Annotated in this window: 17 protein-coding genes; 8 read left to right on the top strand and 9 right to left on the bottom strand. The window is 70.0% G+C overall.

The window, feature by feature from the left end:
• The first annotated feature begins 32 nt into the window (after positions 1-32).
• Positions 33-1130: an alpha/beta fold hydrolase gene (locus ACW5EG_RS14100; RefSeq protein WP_457019038.1), complete on the top strand. Its 1098-nt coding sequence runs from the start codon at positions 33-35 to the stop codon at positions 1128-1130.
• Between the two features lie 151 nt (positions 1131-1281).
• On the opposite strand, the gene ACW5EG_RS14095 is transcribed toward ACW5EG_RS14100, so the two are convergent.
• Positions 1282-2382: an anhydro-N-acetylmuramic acid kinase gene (locus tag ACW5EG_RS14095; protein ID WP_457021969.1), complete on the bottom strand. Its 1101-nt coding sequence runs from the start codon at positions 2380-2382 to the stop codon at positions 1282-1284.
• A gap of 312 nt (positions 2383-2694) precedes the next feature.
• Complete coding sequence (locus ACW5EG_RS14090) at positions 2695-4185, bottom strand: peptidoglycan DD-metalloendopeptidase family protein (protein WP_457021967.1); 1491 nt, start codon at positions 4183-4185, stop codon at positions 2695-2697.
• Positions 4186-4359: 174 nt separating this feature from the next.
• Here ACW5EG_RS14090 and tyrS point away from each other — a divergent pair, with 174 nt between their 5' ends.
• A complete protein-coding gene (gene tyrS / locus ACW5EG_RS14085; RefSeq protein WP_457021965.1) occupies positions 4360-5577 on the top strand; it encodes a tyrosine--tRNA ligase in 1218 nt (405 codons plus the stop codon).
• 156 nt (positions 5578-5733) lie between these two features.
• On the opposite strand, the gene ACW5EG_RS14080 is transcribed toward tyrS, so the two are convergent.
• The 3 genes from ACW5EG_RS14080 to ACW5EG_RS14070 form a co-directional block, all read right to left on the bottom strand.
• Entirely contained in the window at positions 5734-6132 is a 399-nt protein-coding gene (locus tag ACW5EG_RS14080) for an MAPEG family protein (RefSeq protein ID WP_457021963.1), read from the bottom strand.
• A gap of 244 nt (positions 6133-6376) precedes the next feature.
• A complete protein-coding gene (locus ACW5EG_RS14075) occupies positions 6377-8065 on the bottom strand; it encodes a M28 family metallopeptidase (RefSeq protein WP_457021961.1) in 1689 nt (562 codons plus the stop codon).
• Positions 8066-8218: 153 nt separating this feature from the next.
• Positions 8219-8893, bottom strand: a complete 675-nt coding sequence (locus ACW5EG_RS14070; protein WP_457019028.1) for a hypothetical protein — start codon at positions 8891-8893, stop codon at positions 8219-8221.
• A 119-nt stretch (positions 8894-9012) separates the two neighbouring features.
• Here ACW5EG_RS14070 and gpmI point away from each other — a divergent pair, with 119 nt between their 5' ends.
• The 3 genes from gpmI (at position 9013) to ACW5EG_RS14055 (ending at position 13557) form a co-directional block, all read left to right on the top strand.
• Complete coding sequence (gene gpmI, locus ACW5EG_RS14065) at positions 9013-10569, top strand: 2,3-bisphosphoglycerate-independent phosphoglycerate mutase (RefSeq protein WP_457021959.1); 1557 nt, start codon at positions 9013-9015, stop codon at positions 10567-10569.
• Positions 10566-11810 (top strand): murein hydrolase activator EnvC family protein, encoded by a 1245-nt coding sequence (locus tag ACW5EG_RS14060; RefSeq protein WP_457021957.1) that lies wholly within the window; start codon positions 10566-10568, stop codon positions 11808-11810. Before gpmI ends, ACW5EG_RS14060 begins: the two co-directional genes overlap by 4 nt.
• Before the next feature lie 139 nt (positions 11811-11949).
• Entirely contained in the window at positions 11950-13557 is a 1608-nt protein-coding gene (locus tag ACW5EG_RS14055; RefSeq protein ID WP_457021955.1) for a S41 family peptidase, read from the top strand.
• Positions 13558-13577: 20 nt separating this feature from the next.
• Here the strand turns inward: ACW5EG_RS14055 and crcB are convergent, their stop codons facing one another.
• The 3 genes from crcB to ACW5EG_RS14040 all read right to left on the bottom strand — a co-directional run bounded on the left by crcB (position 13578) and on the right by ACW5EG_RS14040 (position 15121).
• Positions 13578-13967 carry a fluoride efflux transporter CrcB gene (crcB, locus tag ACW5EG_RS14050; RefSeq protein WP_457019023.1) on the bottom strand — a complete coding sequence of 130 codons (390 nt, stop codon included), beginning with the start codon at positions 13965-13967 and terminating at the stop codon, positions 13578-13580.
• A 3-nt stretch (positions 13968-13970) separates the two neighbouring features.
• Positions 13971-14291: a DUF1820 family protein gene (locus ACW5EG_RS14045; RefSeq protein WP_457019022.1), complete on the bottom strand. Its 321-nt coding sequence runs from the start codon at positions 14289-14291 to the stop codon at positions 13971-13973.
• A gap of 137 nt (positions 14292-14428) precedes the next feature.
• Positions 14429-15121 (bottom strand): rhomboid family intramembrane serine protease, encoded by a 693-nt coding sequence (locus ACW5EG_RS14040; RefSeq protein ID WP_457019021.1) that lies wholly within the window; start codon positions 15119-15121, stop codon positions 14429-14431.
• Between the two features lie 207 nt (positions 15122-15328).
• On the opposite strand from ACW5EG_RS14040, the gene ACW5EG_RS14035 reads away from it, so the two are divergent.
• Positions 15329-16639: an OmpP1/FadL family transporter gene (locus ACW5EG_RS14035; RefSeq protein WP_457019020.1), complete on the top strand. Its 1311-nt coding sequence runs from the start codon at positions 15329-15331 to the stop codon at positions 16637-16639.
• A gap of 682 nt (positions 16640-17321) precedes the next feature.
• Here ACW5EG_RS14035 and putA read toward each other — a convergent pair.
• Positions 17322-20654 carry a bifunctional proline dehydrogenase/L-glutamate gamma-semialdehyde dehydrogenase PutA gene (putA, locus tag ACW5EG_RS14030; RefSeq protein WP_457021953.1) on the bottom strand — a complete coding sequence of 1111 codons (3333 nt, stop codon included), beginning with the start codon at positions 20652-20654 and terminating at the stop codon, positions 17322-17324.
• Between the two features lie 568 nt (positions 20655-21222).
• Here putA and coxB point away from each other — a divergent pair.
• Both coxB and ctaD read left to right on the top strand, forming a co-directional pair.
• A complete protein-coding gene (gene coxB, locus ACW5EG_RS14025; RefSeq protein WP_457019018.1) occupies positions 21223-22194 on the top strand; it encodes a cytochrome c oxidase subunit II in 972 nt (323 codons plus the stop codon).
• 26 nt (positions 22195-22220) lie between these two features.
• Positions 22221-23855 (top strand): cytochrome c oxidase subunit I, encoded by a 1635-nt coding sequence (ctaD, locus tag ACW5EG_RS14020; protein WP_457019017.1) that lies wholly within the window; start codon positions 22221-22223, stop codon positions 23853-23855.

Here is a 23855-nt window from a genome sequence, read left to right as displayed (position 1 = left end):
ATCTACGTGGACGAACACTCCACGGATCGACCATGCTCCGATTCCTGATCGCCATCCTCCTGTCCTGCTGCGCGCTGGCCGCATCGGCCGGCGCACAGACACCGCCCATCGATGACGCCGCCCGCGCCCGCGCGGTCGTCGCGGACCTGATGCGCATCCCCAATCCAGACGGGGTGCAGGAGACCTACCGCCAGCGCATCAACGGCGTCGACCACTGGATCAGCGTCCGCGGCCAGGACCGCGCCAATCCGGTGATCCTGTTCGTGCACGGCGGCCCGGCCACGCCGACGATCCCCAGCCTGTGGCAGTTCCAGCGCCCGCTCGAGGACTGGTTCACGATGGTCAACTACGACCAGCGCGGCGCCGGCAAGACCTGGCGCGAGGATCATTCCGAGGCGGTCGCCGACTCGATCCGCATCCAGACCTATGTCGACGACCTGGTCGCGATCGCCGAGCACGTCCGCGCGAAGCTCGGCAAGCAGCGTCTGGTGCTGATGGCGCACAGCTGGGGCACGATCCCCGCGATGCGGGCGGCGCTGGCGCGGCCCGACCTGTTCCATGCCTACGTCGGTATCGGCCAGGTGATCAACGTGCGCGAGAACGAGCGCATCAGCATCGAGTACGGGCTGGCCGAAGCGAAGCGTCGCGGGGACGCCGATGCGGTGCGCGAGATCGAAGCGCTGCTGCCGTATCCCGGCACCGGGCCGCTCACCCGTGAACGCATCGTCGCCGCGCGCAGGTGGCCGCAGCACTACGGCGGCATGGCTGCCTATCGCGACGCCACCAACCTGTGGTTCTTCGGCGCCGCGCGCCTCTCGCCCGACTACGATGCCGACGATCGCGCCGCGCTCAACGCAGGCAGCCTGTTCACGCTCGAACGCCTGCTCGACGAATTCGTGCAGGTCGATTTCAACCCGGTCCGCGAATTCCCGATCCCGGTGGTGATGCTGATGGGCCGCCACGACTACACCACGCCTTCCCAGCCCACCGCCGACTGGCTCGCGCGGGTGGAGGCGCCGTTCAAGCGCGGCGTGTGGTTCGAACGTTCCGCGCACATGATCCCCTGGGAAGAGCCGGGAAAGACGCTGGTCGCGCTGCTCGAGATCGTGCGGCCGCTGGTGCGCGAGTAGCGCAGCCGCGCCCGAACGTCGTGCGAGCGCGTGCCATCGCGAACGCAACAGGCAAGGCCGTCATCGCGAACGCAGCAGGCACGTTTGTCATCTCGAACGCAGAGAGAGATCTGCTCTCGCGCCCGCCCCCGCGTGCCACGCCCGCGCTGGATCAGGCCGGATAGATCCCGCCCAGCACGCGCGGTCCCGCCGCGCCGGTGACGCTGGGCAGGTTGCCCGGCAGCCCCAGCAGGGTCTGCCGCGCGAGCCAGGCGAATCCCATCGCCTCGACGTGGTCCGGATCGAGGCCGTGGCCGACGGTGGATTCGACCGTGACACCGGGCAGGGCGGCCGCCAGCGCGGCCATCAGCAGCGGGTTGTGCACGCCGCCACCGCAGGCGATGACGCGGCCGGTGGTGGGCTGGGTCGACAGCAGCGCATTGGCCACGGTGCGCGCGGTCAGCGCGTTGAGCGTGGCCTGCACATCGGCGGGGGCTTCGTCGCCGCGCAGCCGCGCCTCGACCCAGCCGAGGTGGAAATGATCGCGCCCGGTGGACTTAGGTGGCGCCTGGCTGAACCAGGAATCGTCGAGCAGGCGTTCGAGCAGGGACGCATCGACGCTGCCGCGGCCGGCGAAGGCGCCGCCGCGGTCGAAGTCCTCGGCCAGGTGGCGCAGGCACCAGGCGTCCATCAGCGCGTTGGCCGGGCCGGTGTCGAAGCCGCGCACCTCGCCCTGCGCGGGAAGCAGGGTCAGGTTGGCGATGCCGCCGAGGTTGAGCACGGCGCGGTCCTCGCCCGGCGCGTGCAGCAGGGCCGCGTGCAGCCCCGGCAGCAGCGGCGCGCCGTGGCCACCGGCGGCAATGTCGCGGCGGCGCAGGTCGGCCACCACGGTGATCCCGGTGCGCTCGGCCAGGGTCGATGGGTCGCCGAGTTGCAGCGTGAATGGATAAGGGCCCCACGGGCGGTGGCGCAGGGTCTGTCCGTGCGAGCCGATCGCGCGCACGGTCGATGCGGGAGTCCCGCTGTCGGCCAGCGCCAGGTTGGCGGCCTCGGCGAACGCGCGCGCCACGCGCACGTCCAGTTCGGCGATCGCATCCAGCGACAGCGAGGCGCCCTGCTGGCCGAGCGCCACCAGCTGCGCGCGCAGCGCCGGGTCCCAGGGATAGGTGCGGCCGAACAGCAGGCGCGCGTGGCCGTCGTCGAAGTCCACCAGCGCGGCATCGATGCCGTCGGCGCTGGTGCCGGAAATCAGGCCAAGGTAAAGATCGGACATGCCGGGATTCTACGGCGCGCGCGTGGGAGAGCTCGCATCGGTCATGCGTCGCCCCGCCCTGGCGCTCGAGCAGCGATGACGCAGCCAGGATGTGGTCGCGGAGGCAGTGAGCGATCTACGGTGGTGGGCCGAGACCCGTGCTGTCGCTTCCGGATAAGCAGGGTCTTGCCACGGATGACGCGGATGACGCGGATCAAGCGCGGAAAGGAGGGGGCCATGCCGCACCTGAGCCACGCGAATGCGCTGCCTAATCCGCGGTATCCGTGTGATCCGTGGCGTGCGTTCTAGTCCTGCCGGCGGGAACCGCGTACCTCAGCCCTTGCTGGCGCGGGGCAGCGTCGCCGCCGCCACCTGCGGATCGTCCTGCGACGGTCGCGCCGGGACGGTGGCGTAGAGGATTTCCTCGACGTCGCGGATGCGCTCCAGCGCCGGCGCGGTCTGCTGGCGGAACTGCGCCAGCGCGGTGCCGCTCAGCGGTTCCGGCGGCGGCATCGTGTGCTGCAGCGGGTTGCGGTGCACGCCGTTGATCCGGAATTCGTAGTGCAGGTGCGGGCCGGTGGACAGGCCGGTCGAGCCGACGTAGCCGATCACCTGTCCCTGCGACACGCGCTCGCCGCGCTTGAGCCTGGCGGTGCGCGACATGTGCGCGTACAGGGTGGAGTGACCCTTGCCGTGGTCGAGCACGACCGTGTTGCCATAGCCGCCATGCCAACCGGACGACACCACGCGCGCATCACCGGCGGCCATGATCGGCGTGCCGCTGCGCGCGGCGTAGTCCACGCCCTTGTGCATGCGCGAGGTGCCCAGCACCGGGTGGCGGCGGTTGCCGAAGCGCGAGCTCAGCCGCGCGTACTGGATCGGGCTGCGGATGAAGCTCTTCTTCAGCGGCCGGCCTTCGGCGGTGAAGTATTCGCCCTTGCCGTCGCGCTCGAAGCGCACCGCGGTGAACGGCTTGCCCTTGGCGGTGAACACCGCCGCGGTCACCGGACCGCTGCGGATCAGCTCGCCTTCGCGCCAGGTCTGCTCGACGACGACGCTGAAGCGGTCGCCGGAGGTGACGTCGCGGTCGAAGTCGATGTCGTACTTGAAGACGTCGTCGGTGAGGGTGTTGATCACCGAGGGGCTCAGCCCCAGCTTGCGCGCGGAGTGGAACAGCGACTTGCCGACCTTGCCGCTGATCACCGCGGTGCGCACCTCGACCGGCCGCTCGATCACCTTCTCCGCGACCTTGTCGCCGGCCAGCGACAGCTCGACCCGCTGGGTGTCGCTGCGGTCGTAGCGGAACGCCACCAGCGTACCGTCGGGCGCCTGGTCGAAGCCGAGCTCCGCACCGGGGCGAAGGCGCGCCAGCGCCTGGCGCTCGCTGGAGGCCTCCAGCAACTGGTGCATGAGCGTGGCCGGGATCTGGCGCGATTCGAAGATGGCGCCCAGCGTCTGGCCCTTCTCGACTTTCACCAGGTCCCAGGCGCGCTGCTGCTGCGCCGGGGCACGCGCGACCGACGCCGGCAGCGGCGGCAGCGGCAGCGACAGCGTGGTCAGTTCCGGCGCGTGTCCATCGAGGCGCATGGCGTTGGAAAAGCCGGGCACCAGGCCGATGACCAGCGCACCCAGCGTGGCGAACAGGCTGGCGTGCGCCCAGTCGCGGCGGGTCCAGCGGCCGTTGAAGGAAAACCGCGCGGCCGCATCGCCATGGTCGGCATAGCGCGACTCGTTGGCGGTGTTCTCGGCGGCGGCCCGCAGGTTCTGTTCCCGGATGGACTGGTGCTGGGCGTCATCCGGTGACGTCTGGGGCAGCTGCGTCATTGGCTTGTCCAAAGGGCGTGACGGGCACGTCAGCGCGGTACGATAAGCACATGAAGTGGGAGCGTCAAACCCTTGTCCGTCAAGGGTTTTCATGGCGGTCCACGGCTTTACACTTATTTAATGTTTTCTTATGACCGGCGTCACACAACTGCGCCGTGCCTGGACGATTCGCCGATGAACCTTCCCGACGCCGATCCCGCCGCCCTGGACCTGCTGGCCCGCGGCGCCGACGAGATCCTCAAGCGCGAGGACCTGGCCGCGCGCCTGTCCGCAGGCCGCCCGCTGCGGGTCAAGGCCGGCTTCGACCCGACCGCGCCGGACCTGCACCTTGGGCACACCGTCCTGCTCAACAAGATGCGTCAGTTCCAGGACCTCGGCCACCAGGTGATCTTCCTGATCGGCGATTTCACCGGGATGATCGGCGACCCCACCGGCAAGAACGCCACCCGCAAGCCGCTCACCCGCGAGGACGTGCTGGCCAACGCGCGCACCTACGAGGCGCAGGTGTTCAAGGTGCTCGACCGCGAGCGCACCGAGGTGCGTTTCAACAGCGAGTGGTTCGGCGCGATGTCGGCGGCCGACATGATCCGGCTGGCCGGGCAGCACACGGTGGCGCGCATGCTCGAGCGCGATGACTTCGCCAAGCGCTACGCGGCGCAGCAGTCGATCGCGATCCACGAGTTCCTGTATCCGCTGGTGCAGGGCTATGACTCGGTCGCGCTCAAGGCCGACGTGGAGCTGGGCGGGACCGACCAGAAGTTCAACCTGCTGATGGGCCGCGGGCTGCAGGAAGCACACGGCCAGGCGCCGCAGGTGGTGCTGACCATGCCGCTGCTCGAGGGCCTGGACGGCGTCAACAAGATGAGCAAGTCGCTCGGCAACTACATCGGCATTGCGGAAGCCCCGATCGACATCGTCAACAAGACCATGAAGATCGGCGACGAGCTGATGTGGAAGTGGATCGACCTGCTGAGCTTCGAGATCTCCATTGCCGAGGCCGCCGGGCTGAAGACGGAGGTGGCCGCCGGGCTCAATCCGCGTGACATCAAGCTGCGCCTGGCGCGCGAACTGGCCACGCGCTTCCACGATGCCACCGCGGCCGAGACCGCGATCGGCGGCTGGCATGCCGCAGTGACCGGGCAGGGCGACACCTCGCTGCTGCCGCTGCAGGACGTGGCCGTGCCGGCGGACGGGATCCGCATCGCCGCCCTGCTCACCGCCGCCGGGATCACGCCCAGCAACTCCGAGGCCAACCGCAAGCTCAAAGAGCGCGCGGTGAAGGTGGACGGCGCCGTGGTCGAGGACGCCGCCCGGGAGTTCGCCCCGGGCTTCGAAGGCGTGCTGCAGGTGGGCAAGCGCAACTTCGCACGGGTGCGCCTGGTCGCCGGCTGAGGCCGCGCTGCGAGCGACGCGCCGGCGGCCGGCAGATGATGCCGTCGCCACGGCTGACGCCGCGCTGCGAGCGACGCGCCGACGGCCGGCAGATGATGCCGTCGCCACGGCTGACGCCAGTGAATAGCCGACTGGCAGCGCCGGAACGCGACTGCCTCACGCCACCCGCATCGCCGCCAGCACCAGCAGCGCAATCGCGCAGCCGTAGCCGCCCAGCCACACCAGGCTGCGCGCCAGCGCGATGTCGGCAAGGTAGAACACGCCGTGCAGCACGCGCAGCACGATGAAGGCGAGCGCGAGCATCGCGATGGTGGCGGCGGTCACGCCGGCCAGCTGCGCCATGACCACGCCGGCCGCGAATGGCGCGAAGGCCTCGAACGCATTCAGGTGCGCGGCGTTCGCGCGCTGCACCCGGTAGTTGCCGTCCTGCTTGGCCATCCAGGCGCGCGGATTGCGGTTGTTGTACTTCTGCGCGCCGGTCTTGGCGAAGCCGATCCAGATGTAGGGCAGCAGCGCGGCGATCAGCACGCACCAGTAGGCGGTGGCGAGGGTCATGGCGGTCTCCTGGGTGGGGGAGTGCAGGGTAGGGCAGGTCGGCCGCGACGTGCTCCCGGCCCCCACCCCAACCCTCCCCCGCAGGCGGGGGAGGGAGCAAGTACAGGCTCGGCGTGGGATCGGCTTTTCCCCCTCCTCCGCCTGCGGGGGAGGGCCGGGGTGGGGGCCACCGACTCGACAAAAACAGGAACGGCGCCTCGCGGCGCCGTTCCAGTGAAACGCAATCAATGCATCCCGCGAGCGCCTACTCCACCGCCGCCCGCTGGGTGTCGCGTGCGGCCTTGAACGGATTGCCTTCGTACCAGTTCGGCCAGGTCTCGCCGGCGGCCAGTTCCTGGCCCACCGCGTGCAGCAGTTCCAGGTCCTCGGCGATGCCGTCGAAGCGCCAGCCGTCGTGGACCTCGTCGCTGGGCTGGTGGTAGCGGCGCGCGTAGTCCTCGCCGACCAGCTTGCCGGCATCCGCGCCACCCTCGAGCAGGTCGCTGCCGCCCTTGGCATACAGCGCCGGCACCCCGGCCTTGGCGAAGTTGAAGTGGTCGGAGCGGAAGTAGAAGCCGCCGGCCGGGTTGCCTTCCTCCACCAGCGTGCGCTGCTGGCCGGTGGCGTGGGTGAGCAGGATGTCCTCCAGCTCGGAGTTGCCCTTGCCGGTGACCACAACGTCACGCGCGCGGCCGCCGACGCTCATCGCGTCGAGGTTGACCACGCCCACCGTCTTCTCCAGCGGGAACGAGGGCTGCGCGACGTAGTACTTGGAGCCGAGCAGGCCCGACTCCTCCAGCGTCACCGCCAGGAACACCACCGAACGCCGCGGTGGCGCGGTCATGAATTTCTCCGCGATCTCGATGATGCCGGCCACGCCGGTGGCGTTGTCGACCGCACCGTTGTAGATCGTGTCGCCTTCGCCCTCGTGCTTGCCCAGGTGGTCCCAGTGGGCGAGGTAGATCACGGTTTCCTCAGGCGCCTCGGTGCCGGGGATGTAGCCGATCACGTTGCGCGAGGACTTCTCGCTGACCGTGCTGCGCAGGTCGAACGAGACCTTGGCCTTGAGCGGCACCGAGGTGAAGCCGCGGCGGTTGGCGGCGGCGTACATGTCCTGCAGCTCCAGCCCGGACTCGGAGAACAGCTGGCGCGCGACGTCGCCGCTGATCCAGCCCTGCGCGGGCAGGCGCGGGTCCGGATCGTCCTCGGCGCGCAGGTCGAACTGCGGGCCCGACCAGGAGTTCTTGACCACGTCCCAGCCGTAGGACGCACCGGCCTCGTCATGGATGATCAGCGCCGCGGCGGCGCCCTGGCGGGCGGCCTCCTCGAACTTGTAGGTCCAGCGCCCGTAATAGGTCATGCGGTTGCCGTCGAACAGCGACTCGTCGTTGGCATGGAAGCCCGGGTCGTTGACAAGGATCACCACGGTCTTGCCCTTGACGTCGAGGCCGGCGTAGTCGTTCCAGTCCTGCTCGGGCGCGTTGACGCCGTAGCCGACGAACACCAGCTCGCTGTCCTTGACCGACACCTCGGCCTGGCCGGTGCGGGTGCCGATCACCATCTCCGGCCCGAACTTCAGTTCGCGCGCAGTGCCGTTGCTGTCGAGCTGCAGCACCGTCGATTCGTCGGCGGTGGTTTCGACCATGGGCACGGTCTGGAAGAAGCTGTCGTTGTCGCCGCCGGGCCGCAGGCCGATGCGTTCGTACTGCGCCTTGATGTACTCGACCGTCTTCTCCTCGCCGGCCGAACCGGGGGCGCGGCCCTCGAATTCGTCGGAGGCGAGGGTGGAAATCAGCGTCTGCAGGTCGTCGGCGTCGATCGCGGGCTTGAAGACGTGGTCGGCCGTCGGCGCGGCGGCGGGCGCCGCGGCATCGCCGGCTGGCGCTGCAGGCTCGCGGCTGCAGGCGGCCAGCAGCAGGCTGCCGACGCAGGCGAGGATCAGGGTTGAACGCATTCGGGAAACTCCAGGAAAAGCAGTGCGGCTGATTCTACGCGGCCGGCGCCGGCGGCTGCCCGGCACCGGGGTCAGAGTCGACTTTCCCACCCTATGCTCGCCGTCCGACCCATCCCGGGGGAAAGTCGAGTCCGACCCCTCGCCTCTCGCTTCTCAGTCCGCGGGCGAGCGCGCCGTGCTGTAGGCCACGGGCGTGGCGCCGGTGACCTTGCCGATGCGTGCAGTGTCGTGCACGTACAGCGTGACCTCGCGCTCGAACTTCAGCTCGCCCTCGACCACGGCGCCGGGGCCGACCACGATCTTCGGCTTGCGCTTGCTGACCTGCACCGGAAACCAGTTCGCCGACGGCTTGTCGATCCTGAGCCCGCCGGCCACGTGCGAACCGACCCCGACGGTGATATCGCCGCTCACCGTCTCGATGCCGCCGGCCAGGTCGACATCGACCAGCCCGATCGCGCCGTTCACGGTCTCGACGTTGCCGCCGATGCGGCCGCCCGCACCGACGAAGATGCTGCCGTTCACCGTTTCCACGCTGTCGCGCACCGTTGCGCGCTCGCCGACGCGGATGCTGCCATTGACGGTGGACAGGCTGTCTGCGTGGATGTCGTCGGCGGCGCGGATGCTGCCGTTCACGGTCTCGGCGTCCTTCACGATGGCGCCGCTTTCGATGGTGATGCTGCCGTTCACCGTGTCCACGTCGCCATAGGGGCGGCCCGCCTGGGCAGTGATGCCGCCGTTGACCTTGCTGATGTCCTGCTGCGCCAGCACCGGCGGCGCGCACAGCAGGGCGAGCAGGGCCAGGGAAAGGGACAGGCGGGTGCGTGACATGGGGGGATCCTCCGGGCGCGGTTGCCGCTGCAACGGTTGCGTTGGCTGTTTGCGTCCCCGACAGCTTGCGCCCGCTTGGCTACAATCGCACCGGTCGAAAGTCACCGGGACTCCCGTCCGTGCCAGCCGCTTCCGCTACGCCCGCTCCGCGCCCCAGGCCCGTCGTGCTGCTGATCCTCGATGGCTGGGGACACCGCGACGATCCGCACGACAACGCCATCGCGCTGGCCAATGTGCCCAACTGGCGACGCCTGCTGGCCGAGCACCCGACCACGCTGATCCACACCGAGGGCCGCCACGTCGGTCTGCCGGACGGGCAGATGGGCAATTCCGAAGTCGGCCACATGAATATCGGCGCCGGCCGCATCGTCTACCAGGACCTGACGCGCATCGACGCGGCGATCGAGGACGGCAGCTTCTTCGCCAATGCCGAACTCCAGACGGCCTGCGACACGGTGCTGGCCAGCGGCGGCACCCTGCACGTGATGGGCCTGCTCTCGCCGGGCGGCGTGCACAGCCACGAACGGCACGTCTTCGCGATGCTCGAGCTGGCCGCGCGCCGCGGCGTGCCGCGGGTGGCGGTGCACGCCTTCCTCGACGGCCGCGACATGCCGCCGCGCTCGGCGCAGCCCAGCCTGCGCGCGCTGCAGGACAAGTGCGACGCGCTCGGCAACGCGCGCATCGCCAGCGTGTCCGGCCGCTACTACGCCATGGACCGCGACCAGCGCTGGGAGCGCGTGCGCCTGGCCTGGGATGCGGTCGTCGAAGCGCAGGGCGACGCGCCCGACGCACTGTCGGCGCTGCAGGCCGCCTATGCGCGCGGCGAGAACGACGAGTTCGTCGCCCCGACCGCGCTGGCCGGCGCGCAGCCGATCTGCGACGGCGACGCGATCGTGTTCATGAACTTCCGCGCCGACCGCGCGCGCCAGCTCAGCGCGGCATTCGTGGCGCCGGATTTCAAGGGCTTTGGCGAGGGCGTGCGGCGCCCGGCGCTGGCGCGCTACACCTGCCTGACCGAATACGACGCCAGCCTGCCGGCGCCGCTTGCCTTCGCCCCCGACAACCTCGCCAACACCCTGGGCGAAGTGCTGGGCGCGCGCGGCCTGACCCAGCTGCGCATCGCCGAGACCGAGAAGTACGCGCACGTCACCTTCTTCCTCAGCGGTGGTCGCGAGCAGCCGTATCCGGGCGAGGAACGCATCCTGGTGCCCAGTCCCAGGGTCGCCACCTATGACCTGCAGCCCGAAATGAGCGCGCCGGAAGTCTGCGCAAGACTCGTCGAGGCGGTCGAGGCAGAGCGCTTCGACGTGATCCTGTGCAACTTCGCCAATCCCGACATGGTTGGCCATACCGGCGTGCTGTCGGCGGCGATCACGGCGGTGGAAACCGTCGACCGCGCGGTGGGCAAGATCATCGCCGCGGTGCGCGCCAAGGGCGGCGAACTGCTGGTCACCGCCGACCACGGCAACTGCGAAATGATGCGCGACCCGGTGACGGGCGAGCCGCACACCTCGCATACGGTCGGGCCGGTCGACCTGGTCTACGTCGGCAGCCGTGCCGCGGGCTTGCGCAGCGGCGGTGCATTGCGCGACCTGGCGCCGACGATCCTCGACCTGCTCGGCGTCGACCAGCCTGCCGAGATGACCGGATCGACCCTGCTGGCCGGCAAGGGATGATCCATGCGGCGCGCGTGCGGCTGGCGTGCGCGGCGCTGGCGCTGCTCGCCGCCGCGCTCGCCCCGGCGCCCGTCGCCCTGGCACAGCAGGGCAGCCGCGAGGCCGAGCGCCGGCTCGAGCGCGTGCGCAAGGAGCTTGGCGCTGTCGCCAGCGAGCGCCGCCGGCTCGAAGGCGAGCGCGGTGACGCCGCCCGGCAGCTGCGCACGGCCGATGAGCAGGTCGCACGCTCGGCGCGCACGCTGCGCGACACCGAGGCCGAGCTGGCGCGGCAGCAGGCGACGCTCGCGGAGCTGGCCGGCAGGCGCGATGCGCTGCAGGCGCGCGCCGACGCGCAGCGTGACGAATTGCACGCGCTGCTGCGCTCGGTCTACGCCACCGGCAGCGCGGCGCCGCTGAAGCTGCTGCTGGCGCAGGACCAGGTGGCCGACGCCAGCCGCGCGCTGACCTATCACCGCTACCTGCAGCGCCAGCGCGCCGAACGCATCGATGCGCTGCGCCAGGAGCTGGCCGAACTCGACGCGCTCGAGCGCGACATCGCCGACCGGCGGGCGGCGCTGGAGCAGTCCCGCGAGCAGCAGCGCGCGCAGGTGGCCGCGCTCGATGGCGACCGCCGCAAGCACGCGCAGGCGGTGGCCCAGCTCGACCGCCGCTACCGCGACCGCAGCTCGCGTGAGCGGGCGCTGGGACGCGATGCGAAATCGCTCGAACGCCTGCTGGCAAGACTGCGGGCGGCTGCGGCCAAGGCCGAAGCCGAGCGCCGCGCTGCGGCCGAGCGCGCGGCGCGGCGCCAATCGGCCGGCACCGCTCCGCGCGCGACGCGCAGCCCCGCACCCGCAGTCGCGCGCACGCCGCCGATCCAGGTGGGTGGCCTGGGCTGGCCGCTGTCGGGCGCACTGCTGGCCAACTATGGCGGGCGCATGCCCGACGGGCGCAGCAGCAGCGGCGTGCTGATCGGCGCCCCGACCGGTACCCGGGTGCAGGCCGTCGCCGACGGCACGGTGGTCTTCGCCGAATGGATGACCGGCTACGGCATGATCCTGATCGTCGACCACGGCAACGGCGCGATGAGCCTGTACGCACACTGCGAGACGCTGCTCAAGGAGGCCGGGACCCCGGTCAAACGTGGCGATGCGGTCGCCACCGTCGGCAACTCCGGCGGCCAGGGCCAGCCGGCGCTGTACTTCGAGCTGCGCCGCAACGGCCAGCCGGTGAATCCATCGAGCTTCCTGCAGCGTCGCTGAGTCGTTCGCCGTGCCCGGGCAGAGATGGGAGCGACTGCCCGCGCACGCAGCCAGTCCCGCTTCACGAAAACCTCTGACGCGCCCGCATAATCGGGCGGCCGCCCCGCCGGGCCGAGCCGTTCCCTTCCGGAGTTCCTGCATGCCCGTCCGCACCTCGCCGCTGCTCCTTGTCCTGCTGCCGCTGGCGCTGGCCGTGTCGCCCGCCCTGGCGCAGGAAGCGGAGGCCGCCACGCAGGTTGGCGCGCCAAACGCGCCGGCCGCTGTCGATCCGGCGGACGCCGGGTCGCAGGCCGCTCCCGAAGCACCGGCGGCACAGGCGCAGGAACCCGAACCCCAGGTCCAGAAGGAACAGGAAGCGCAGGAAGCGCAAGACCCGCAGGAGGCCCAAGAGGCCCAGGAGGCTCAGGACCCGCAGGACCCGCAGGACCCGCAGGAGCCCGTTCCCGCTCCCGACGCGCAGACACCCGATGAAGGCGTCTCCGGCCCCAGCGACGATCCCGACGCCGTCGAAAGCGCCACCACCCGCGTGCCGCTGGAGGAGATCCGCCGCTACGTGGGCCTGTTCAACGCGATCCGCGGCGGCTACGTCGATCCGGTCGACGACCGCAAGCTGATGGACTCCGCCATCCGCGGGCTGCTGCTCGACCTCGACCCGCACAGCGCCTATCTGGAAAAGAGCGCCGCCGAGGCCTTCAACGAGGGCACCACCGGCGCCTACGACGGCATCGGCGTGGAGGTGATGCAGCTGCCCGACGGCAAGGTTCGGGTGATCGCACCGATCGACGACACCCCCGCGGCCAAGGCCGGCATCCGCGCCGGCGACACCATCGTCTCGGTCGATGGCCGGCCGCTGACGTCATCCGACGCCGAAGGTGGCGGCCCGTTGCGCGGGCCGCCGGGCACCAGCCTGGTGCTGGGCGTGCTGCGCGAAGGCGAACCGCGGCCGCTGGACATCACCGTGCGACGCGAAACCATCCGCGTGGCCAGCGTGCGCGGGCACATGCTCGAGCCGGGCTACGGTTACGTGCGCCTCAGCGCCTTCCAGGTCGAAACCGGCGAGGACTTCTCGCGCACCGTTGCGCGTCTGCGCGACGAGGCTGGTGGCCGCCTGCAGGGGCTGGTGCTCGACCTGCGCAGCAATCCTGGCGGGCTGCTCACCGCGGCCGTGCGCGTGGCCGACGACCTGCTGGAGAAGGGCGGCATCGTCAGCACCCGCGGCCGCATCGACGCCAACGACACCGAGTTCAACGCCACCCCGGGCGACCTGCTGCAGGGCGCGCCGGTGGTGGTGCTGATCGACGTCGGTTCGGCCAGCGCCTCGGAGGTGCTGGCTGGCGCCCTGCACGACAACGGCCGCGCGCGCATCGTCGGCAGCCGCAGCTTCGGCAAGGGCTCGGTGCAGACCCTGCTGCCGCTGGGCAACGGCGACGCGGTCAAGCTCACCACCGCGCGCTACTACACGCCCAGCGGCCGCTCGATCCAGGCCCGCGGCATCGATCCGGACGTCGTGCTCACGCCCGAGAAGACCGATGCGGAAGGCGCCGCGGTGCCGAGGCACACCGAGGCGACCCTGCCCGGCCACCTGCGCGGCGACGAAGAGGAAGGCGCGACCGCCGGTGACGTGCTGCCCGGCGAAGCCCCGATCCAGGCCGCGCTCGCGGAGCTGAAGAAGATGCGGGCCGGTGCAGCCACCGCACCGGCGGCGCCGGCAGCCAAGAAGGCGCCGCCCGCAACCGCGGGCGACTAGATTCCGGCGTCGCCGGAAGCTCAACCCGCGGGGCCCGCCAGGCGGAAGCCCAGCAGCACCAGGGCCAGGCCCAGCAGCACGCTGCCGCAGACGTAGCCGCCGGCAACCAGCCAGTCGCCGCGGCGCAGCAGCTGCGCGGTTTCCAGCCCGAAGGCGGAGAACGTGGTGAAGCCGCCCAGCACCCCGACCAGCAACAGCAGGCGCAGCTCGGGCGACAGCCAGCCGGGATGGCGCTCGGCCCATCCGGCCAGCAGGCCGGCGGCCAGGCAGCCGAGCAGGTTCACGGCGAAGGTGCCGAGCGGGAATTTCTGTGGCGCGGTCGCCTGCATCGTCCATGTCGCCAGCAGATGGCGCGCGATCGAACCGACAGCGCCGCCCAGGCCAACCAGCGCGATCGCCTGCAGCCCCATCGGCTAGCGCGGCTTCGCAGGCAGCGGGAACGGGGTGACGACCTTCTCGCCCGATTGGGCGTCGCGGATCGCCGACTGGCCCTTCTTCTCCACTTCCTCGACGCGCACGATCGCCTGCATCGGCAGGTGCAGGGCGCGGGTATTGCCGAACTCGTCGCGCAGGCGCTCTTCGGTCGGGTCGACCACCAGCCCGGCGTGCACGTCGAACACCAGGTCGGCGACCTCGACGAAGCCCCACAGCCGGCCGCTGTCCACGCGCCGCGCGTACAGCTCGTAGACCTTGCCGAGGTTGAGGAAGCTGACCTTGTAGAGCGGTTTGGACATGGGATTCGGGGGCGGGAAGCGGGTCAAGGGTGAATAAGCGGTGGGTTGGTGTTTGGAGCGGATCCGACCTGAAGGTGAGGGTGCCTCGGGCACTTGGCAAGTCCATGCCGGCAACGGCCGCCCTCATCCCGACGCCATCAATATCCCTTCAACCGCCGCAGCCGCTTTGCGATGGCGCCGCGCGAGGCGATCGCGAACACGATCCCGAACAGGAAGCCGGCCGCATGCGCCGCCCAGGCGACCGCGCCGAAGGCCGGGCCGATGTAGGCAAACACGATCTGCAGCGCCGCCCAGACCCCGATCAGCAGAGAAGCCGGAGCGCGCACGAACTCCAGGAACAGTCCCAGCGGCACCACCACGCCCAGCCGCGCCTGCGGGAACAGCGCCAGGTAGGCCCCGATCAGGGCCGAGACCGCGCCGCTGGCGCCAATGATCAGGCGGTCGGGCGCGCCGATCACCAGCACCGCGAACAGGTTGGCCAGCGCGCCGCCCACGAAGAACAGCGCCAGGAAGCGCCAGGGGCCCATCACCCGCTCGGCGGGCAGGCCGAAGATCAGCAGGAACACCAGGTTGCCGAGCAGGTGGGCCCAGTCCGCGTGCAGGAACAGCGCGCTGAGCAGGCGCAGCCAGTGGCCGCCGTCCATCCACGGCTGCCAGAGGTCGGCGCCGGCCGGACCCCCGGTCAGCGCCCCCCACTCGAGCATCAGCGCGCGCTGGGAGGCGTCCGAGCGCGAGATCGCCCACACGAAGGCCGCCCACAGGGCCGCAGCCAGCAGCGGCGTGGCCCAGCGCAACTGGGCACGGGTACGGGTGGGGACGGACACGAACATGGGGGCAGATTACCCGCTCGCGCCGCGCCAGGCGCAACGCAGCGTCCCCGTGTCGCGTGCCGGAACGCACATTCACCACACGCTGCAGTACGGTATAGTGCGCGCCGCGTCGTGGGTCCGGGAGGGCGAGTTCCGGGAGGCAAGACGGGCAACACAGCCCGCCAGCACTGCGACGCAGCACATCCCGTCACCGGAGAGACCCCCGCAATGCGCAAGATTCCCCACGTCACCGTCCTGGCACTCGGCATCGCCGGCGCCATGGCCTTCGCTTCCAACGTCCAGGCCGCCGGCTTCCAGCTCAAGGAAAACAGCGTCAAGTCGATGGGCAGCGCCTTCGCCGGCACCGCCGCCAAGACCGGCGACTCCTCGGTGGTGGTCAACAACCCGGCGGTGATGACCCAGTTCGAGGGCAACACCTTCCAGGCCGACCTGACCGCGATCGACCTCAACTACGAGTTCGAAGGCACCGCCACCGACGCCCTGGGCCGCCCGATGACCGGCAGCAACGGCGGCAACGCCGGCGCCGTGACCCCGGTCCCGGCGATGTCCTACATCCGCAAGCTCGACAACGGCGCCGCCGTGGGCGCGATGATCAGCGCACCGTTCGGCCTGAAGACCGAATACGAAGACAACTGGGTGGGCCGCTACTTCGCCCACACCTCCGACATGCGCATCGTCGACCTGACCATGTCGGGCGCGATCGACATCACCGACCGTTTCTCGGTCGGCATCGGCGCGATCGTCTCGCGCGCGGACGTGACCCTGTCCAAGTCGGTCGATTTCGGCGCCGCGCTCGGCGCGCCGCAGGCAGCCGACGGCTTCGTCGAGATCCAGGGCGACGACAACAGCTTCGGCTGGCTGGTCGGTGCGCACTTCCGTCCGACCGACAGCGTCGCCTTCGGCGTGAGCTACCGTTCGGAGATCGACTACGAACTCAATGGCACCGCCCAGTGGGACGTGCCGGGCAACGTGCGTGGTGCGCTTGACGGCAATCCGCTGACCCAGCCGCTGTACCGCACCGGCCCCGGCGGCGCTGCCCTGACCACGCCGTCGGTGCTGACCATCGGCGCCAACTGGCAGGTCAACGATCGCCTCGCGCTGTCGGCCACCTTTGCCGAGACCGGCTGGTCGTCGCTGCAAGAGGTCCGCGTCCAGTTCGACAACCCCGATCCGGACGCGGTTGAGCCCTTCGAGTGGAGCGATTCGACCTTCGCCTCGATCGGCGCCGAGTACAAGCTCAACGACAGCTGGACCCTGCGCGGCGGCATCGCCGACGACCAGACCCCGACCAGCCTCGTGCACCGCACCCCGCGCCTGCCCGACGACGATCGCCGTTGGTACTCGATCGGCGCCACCTGGGCATTCAGCGATGCGCTGGACGTCAACTTCGCGTTTACGCACATCAAGCCGGACGACCCGAAGATCGACGCGACCGTGGCCAACAACGGCGCCCGCATCGTCGGCCCGTTCGACGGCAGCGCCAATCTGTTCGGTGTTTCGGCGCAGTATCGCTTCTGATTTTCCGCGACAAACTGCTGCATGGAAAAGCCCCGCTTCGGCGGGGCTTTTTTTATGGTTCTTCTCCTATTCGAGAGGAAGCTGGAGGCAACAGGGGAGGAAGCGCCACGTCGGGGTTTCGGATCGACGCCGCGCCCTGTCGACCGGGGATCGCTTTTCCCTCGGTCAGGACATCCTGTCCTGACTCGCGCGCAAAACATCCATGTTTTGCTTCCCGCGACCCCCGGTCGCCAGGGCACGACTCACTGCGACTGGAGCTGCGATGCTTCGGTGGGATCTTTTCGAAGCCACGCCAGTGATTGGGCGATGGTCCCGGGGCGGGGGTTGCGGAAAGCAGCGCATGGATGCGCTGCGGCGGCGAGTCAGCCATGGATGGCTGACCGAGCCGAGGAGCAACCCCCGGCCTGGGACGACCCCGGCCGCAGGCCTGATCTAGAGGTTGCAATCCGGCCGAGTCCCCTCGAATGGGAGAAGAACCTTTTTTTGCGGTGTGGCGCGCAGTCAGCCGTGACGGACGTTCGCGCGGCAGTGCCTAGTGAACGCGCCAAGCGTCCGGCCCGGCGCAGCGCGCCGGGCGTTCGTAGGCGTACGCAGCCGTGCTCCTTGAACGCGCCAAGCGTCCGGCCCGCTGCAGCGCAGCGGGCGTTCGTAGCTGCGCGCGGCAGTGCCGCGCAAGCGGCAGCTACTCACCCAACGTCAGCAACGAGGCGTTGCCGCCGGCGGCGGTGGTGTTGATGGTCACCGTCTTCTCGGTGGCGAAGCGCGGCAGGTAGTGCGGGCCGCCGGCCTTGGGGCCGGTGCCGGACTGGTTCTGGCCGCCGAAGGGCTGCACGCCGACCACCGCGCCGATCTGGTTGCGGTTGACGTAGACATTGCCCACCTTCGCGCGCTGCACGATGCGCTCGACCGTCTGGTCGATGCGCGAGTGGATGCCCAGGGTCAGGCCGAAGCCGGTGGCGTTGATCGCGTCGACCACTGCGTCGAGCTCGCTGGCCTTCCAGCGGATCACGTGCAGGGCCGGACCGAAGTTCTCGCGGGTCAGCTGCGAGAGCGAGTCCAGCTCCCAGGCGCGCGGCGCGAAGAAGGTGCCGTGTCCGGTGCCGGCGCCCAGCGGGGCCTCGGCGATCAGGCGCGCCTGGGCCTGCATGCGGCCGGCGTGCTCGTCGAGCTGGCACTTGGCATCGGTGTCGATCACCGGGCCGACGTCGGTCGACAGCAGCGCCGGGTCGCCGACGCTGAGCTCGGCCATCGCGCCGCCGATCATCTCGATCACCTTGTCGGCGATATCGGCCTGCACGAACAGCACGCGTGCGGCCGAGCAGCGCTGGCCGGCCGAGGTGAAGGCCGAGGCCAGCGCGTCCTTGACCAGTTGCTCGGGCAGCGCGGACGAGTCGGCGATCAGCGCGTTCTGGCCGCCGGTTTCCGCGATCAGCACGCCGATCGCGGCATCGCGCGCGGCCATGGCGCGGTTGATCGCGCGCGCGGTGTCGGTCGAGCCGGTGAAGGCCACGCCGGCCACGCGCGGATCGGAGGTCAGCGCCGCGCCCACGGTGGCGCCGTCGCCGGGCACGAACTGCAGCACCTGCGCCGGAATCCCGGCCTCGTGTAGCAATGTCACCGCGTGCCAGCCGACCAGGTTGGTCTGCTCGGCCGGCTTGGCGATCACCGCGTTGCCGGCGGCCAGCGCCGCGGCGACCTGGCCGGCGAAGATCGCCAGCGGGAAGTTCCAGGGGCTGATGCAGACGAACACGCCGCGCCCGCCCAGCTGCAGGGTGTTGGATTCGCCGGTCGGGCCGGGCAGCGCCTCGGGCGTGAACAGCTGACGCGCCTGGGCGGCGTAGTAGCGCAGGAAGTCGACCGCCTCGCGCACCTCGGCCACGCCGTCGGGAATGGTCTTGCCCGCTTCCCTGGTGCACAGCGCGATGTACTGCGGCATGCGCTGCTCGAGCAGGTCGGCCGCGTGTTCCAGGATCGTCGCGCGCGAGGCGGCCGGCGTCGCGTCCCAGCCCGGCTGCGCGGCTACGGCATTGGCCAGCGCGCGCTCGACGGTGGCGGCATCGGCGGCCTGCCACTGGCCCACGCGCTGGCGCCGGTCGGCCGGGTTGGTCACGGTGATTTCGGGGCCGGACACCTGCGCGCCCGGCACCAGCGGGCCGGCGCGCCAGTCGGCGGCCGCGGCATCGATCTGCGCGGCCAGGCTGCGCAGCTGGTCGTCGTCGGCGAGGTTCACGCCCATGGAGTTGCTCCTTTCAATGCCGAAGCTGCGATACAGATCGACCGGCAGCGGGATGCGGGGATGCGGAATGGCGTCGAAGCCGGACACGACCTCGACCGGGTCGCGCACAAGATCGTCGATCGAAACATCTTCGTCGCTGATCCGGTTGACGAAGCTGGAGTTGGCGCCGTTCTCCAGCAGGCGCCGCACCAGGTAGGGCAGCAGGTCCTCGTGCGAGCCCACCGGCGCGTACACGCGGCAGGGCACGTCGAGCCGGTCGGCCGGGATCACCTCGGCGTAGAGGTCGTCGCCCATGCCGTGCAGCTTCTGGAATTCAAAACGATGTGTCGGCACTTCCCCCGCCTGCGGGGGAAGTCGCCCCGAAGGGGCGGATGGGGGCACTTCAGGTCGCGACGCACCCGACACGCCCCCACCCCCAACCCTTCCCCCGCGAGCGGGGGAAGGGAGCAAGGCGGAGGAGGGCAGCGAAGCAGGCAGCAGCGCCTGCGCCATGCGATGGATCGCCGCGATCGTCTGCGCGTTGTGCGTGGCGAACATCGGATAGATCGCGTCGGTGCCCGACAGCAGCCGCGCCGCGGTGGCCAGGTAGCTGACGTCGGTGTTGGGCTTGCGGGTGAACACCGGGTAGCTCGCATGGCCGTCGACCTGTGCGCGCTTGACCTCGCTGTCCCAGTACGCGCCCTTGACCAGCCGCACCGGGATGCGGCGGCCATGGCGACGGGCCAGCGCGGCGACCCAGTCGATCACGAACGGCGCGCGCTTCTGGTAGGCCTGGACCACGATGCCGAAGCCGTCCCAGCCCTCGAGCGAGACGTCGGTCCACGCCGCTTCGATCACGTCCAGCGACAGCTCCAGGCGGTCGGCTTCTTCCGCATCCACGGTCAGGCCGATGTTGTGGCCACGGGCCTGGCGCGCCAGCTGCAGCAGCCGCGGCGCCAGCTCGGCCAGCACGCGCTCACGCTTGGCGTGCTCGTAGCGCGGATGCAGGGCCGAGAGCTTGACCGAGATCGAGGGTGCGGTGATGGCGTCGACGAATGGCCCGGTCCTGCCGATCGCGTCGATCGCGTCGCCATAGGCCTTGAGATAGCGGTCAGCATCGCGCGCGGTCAGCGCCGCCTCGCCCAGCATGTCGAACGAGTAGCGGTAGGCGGCATTGGCGCCCTTGCGCGAGCGCGCCAGCGCCTCGCCGATGCTGCGCCCCATCACGAACTGGTGGCCCATGATCCGCATCGCCTGGCGCACCGCCAGCCGGATCACCGGCTCGCCGACGCGTCCGACCAGGCGCTTGAAGGCGCCGTGCACGTCGCGCTTGGTGTCGTCGGCCAGGTCGACCAGGTGGCCGGTCAGCATCAGTCCCCAGGTCGAGGCGTTGACCAGCACGGAGTCGGAGCGGCCCATATGCCGCTTCCAGTCCGCATCGCCGAGCTTGTCGCGGATCAGGCGGTCGGCGGTGTCCTCGTCTGGAATGCGCAGCAGTGCCTCGGCCACGCACATCAGCAGCACGCCTTCCTCGCTGCCCAGATCGTACTGCCGCATGAAGGCCTCGATCGCGCCCTGGTCGGTGGCGCGCTTGCGCACCCGCTGCACCAGGTCGGTGGCGGTGGCGCGCACCGCGGCGCGATCGGCCTCGCTCCAGCCGGCAGCGGGCTGGCGGGCGACGGCGAGCATGCCGCCAACGTGGCTGGCCTCGTCGAGCGCCCAGGCGGCGGTGATCGCGGCGCGCAGCGCCGGAACATCGGCGGCGGCCGGGGAGGCGGAGGGGACAGGCGGTGTATTCATCGGCAGGGCCAAGGCAGGGCGCCGCGGCCCGGGAGCGGGCACGATGCGCGGGAAGAACGCCATTCTCGCCCCGTCATGCCGGCGCGGATTGAACGTTTCCCGCGGCCCACGCGCCTGCGCCGGCACAAACCTGCGCAAATCGGCGCGTGAGGGCGTGGACCGCCCCGGCTGGGGCCGGCAAGGCGGTGCGGGGACGTCGAACCACCCTGCGCGGGCGGCCCCGCGACATGCACGCGCGCAGGCGGGGACGCAGGGCACGACGTGGCGCGGGCTGCGGCGCGATGTCGCGTGAAGCCGACGATGATCCGGGGTCCGCGCCGCCGCGCGGTCGGCCGTCGGCGCCCCGAGGCCGGGCCATTTTCCGCACACCTGCGCACGGTCGGCTTGCCCCTCTAGCGCTGCGGCCGCTACCATTCGGCAGTTATCGCGCGTTCGCACAGGCGGATGCGCGTCGTTGCAACGCGGTATCGCGTGGCGCGCCCGTCCGGATACGAGGCCGACCGCGGCGATTCATTACCAGTTCGCTGGCGGCCGGGAGGCCGCGATCGATGACATTTGGGGTCCAGGCATGAGGCAGGCGCGTTTTTCGCGGTGGGGATTGGCAGTTCTGGCGTCGTTGCCGCTTGCGGCGATGGCGGCGGACCCGAAGCGCTGGCAGCTGAACATGGGTCGCGGCGTGACCGCGTCGGCGCAAAACGCCTACGAGGCGCACATGCTGGCGTTCTGGGTCTGCCTGGCCATCGGCGCCGTGGTGTTCATCGCCATGGGCTACGCGATGTTCAAGTTCCGCCATTCCAAGGGCGCGGTGCCGGACACCAGCTTTACCCACAGCACCAAGCTCGAAGTCCTGTGGACCGTGATCCCGGTGATCCTGCTGGTGATCATGGCCGTACCGGCCACCGCCAAGCTGATCGCGATGTACGACACCCGCGAGTCGGAGATGACCGTCAAGGTCACCGGCGTCCAGTGGCTGTGGAAGTACGAGTACCTGGGCGAGGATGTGGAGATCACCAGTCGCCTCGATCGCGAGAGCGACCGCCTGCGCCAGAACCGCAACACCACCCGCGCCGAGCTCGACGCGCATCCGGCCTACCTGCTGGACGTCGACAACCCGCTCGTCGTCCCGGTCGACACCAAGATCCGCTTCGTGATCACCGCCGACGACGTGATCCACTCCTGGTGGGTGCCGGCGCTGGGTTGGAAGCAGGACGCCATCCCCGGGATCATCAACGAGGCCTGGACCGAAATCTTCGAGCCAGGCATCTACCGCGGCCAGTGCGCCGAGCTGTGCGGCAAGGACCATGGCTTCATGCCGATCGTGGTCAAGGCCGTGCCGAAGGAAGAGTTCGCGCAGTGGCTGGCCGCGCAGAAGGCCGCGGGCCAGGCCCCGGCCGAACCCTCGCAGGTGCCCGAGGGCGGCGACGGCACCGCGCCGCGCTCGGTCGATCCCGACATGGTCGATGACGTGCAGCAGGGCGAAGAGCCCGCCGCCCCGCAGGCGCCCGCCGCCGCTCCCGCCGACGCCGCCAGCGCCGGCTGATCGAATACCGAAGGCAAGACCGCCCTATGTCCACGCACACGATCCCCGCCGCCGCGCCCCACGGGCACGTCGACCACGACGACCACGGCCACAAGCAGTCCTTCGTCGACCGCTGGTTCTTCTCCACGAACCACAAGGACATCGGCACGCTCTACCTGCTGTTCTCCTTCACGATGTTCATCATCGGCGCGGCGATGAGCGTGGTGATCCGCGCCGAGCTGGCGGTGCCGGGCCTGCAGCACGTCAGCCCGCACTTCTTCAACCAGATGACGTCGATGCACGCGCTGGTGATGATCTTCGGCGGCGTGATGCCGGCCTTCGTCGGCCTGGCCAACTGGATGATCCCGCTGCAGATCGGCGCGCCGGACATGGCGCTGCCGCGGCTGAACAACTGGTCGTTCTGGATCCTGCCGTTCGCCTTCGCGATGCTGCTGATGACCCTGTTCCTGCCCGGCGGCGGTCCGGCGGGCGGCTGGACGCTGTATCCGCCGCTGTCGCTGCAGGGCGGCCACAACGTGGCGTTCACCATCTTCGCCATCCACATGATGGGCATCAGCTCGATCATGGGCGCGATCAACGTGATCGCCACCATCCTCAACATGCGCGCCCCCGGGATCGACCTGCTGAAGATGCCGATCTTCTGCTGGACCTGGTTGATCACCGCGTTCCTGCTGATCGCGGTGATGCCGGTGCTGGCCGGCGCGGTGACGATGCTGCTGACCGACAAGTTCTTCGCCACCTCGTTCTTCAACGCGGCCGGCGGCGGCGACCCGGTGATGTACCAGCACATCTTCTGGTTCTTCGGGCATCCCGAGGTCTACATCATGATCCTGCCGGCGTTCGGCATCGTCAGCGAGATCATCCCGACCTTCAGCCGCAAGCCGCTGTTCGGCTACCAGGCGATGGTCTACGCCACCGCCGCGATCGCGTTCCTGTCGTTCATCGTGTGGGCGCACCACATGTTCACGGTGGGCATGCCGCTGGGCGGCGAAATCTACTTCATGTTCGCGACCATGCTGATCGCGATCCCGACCGGGGTGAAGATCTTCAACTGGGCGTCGACGATGTGGCGCGGCTCGATCAGCTTCGAGACCCCGATGCTGTGGTCGATCGCGTTCGTGGTCCTGTTCTCCATCGGCGGCTTCTCCGGCCTGATGCTGGCGATCGTGCCTGCCGACTTCCAGTACCACGACACCTACTTCGTGGTCGCGCACTTCCACTACGTGCTGGTGACCGGCGCGCTGTTCGGCATCATCGCCGCGGCCTACTACTGGTGGCCGAAGTGGAGCGGGCGCATGTACAACGAAGCCTGGGGCAAGTTCCACTTCTGGTGGACGATGGTGTTCGTCAACCTGCTGTTCTTCCCGCAGCACTTCCTGGGCCTGGCCGGCATGCCGCGCCGCATCCCGGACTACAACGTGGTGTTCGCGGACTGGAACCTGGTCAGCTCGATCGGCGCATTCGGCATGTTCGTCACGCCGTTCCTGATGTTCGGCATCCTGTTCCACTCGCTGAAGAAGGGCGCGATTGCCCCGGCGCGCCCGTGGGAGTCGGCGCGCGGCCTGGAGTGGACGGTGCCCTCGCCGGCCCCGCACCACACCTTCGCCACGCCGCCGGTGATCCGCGACGGCGACCTGGCGCACGGCGACATCAGCCATTGA

Source organism: Luteimonas sp. A611, assembly GCF_054072715.1.
This window is presented reverse-complemented; position numbering and strand designations above follow the sequence as displayed.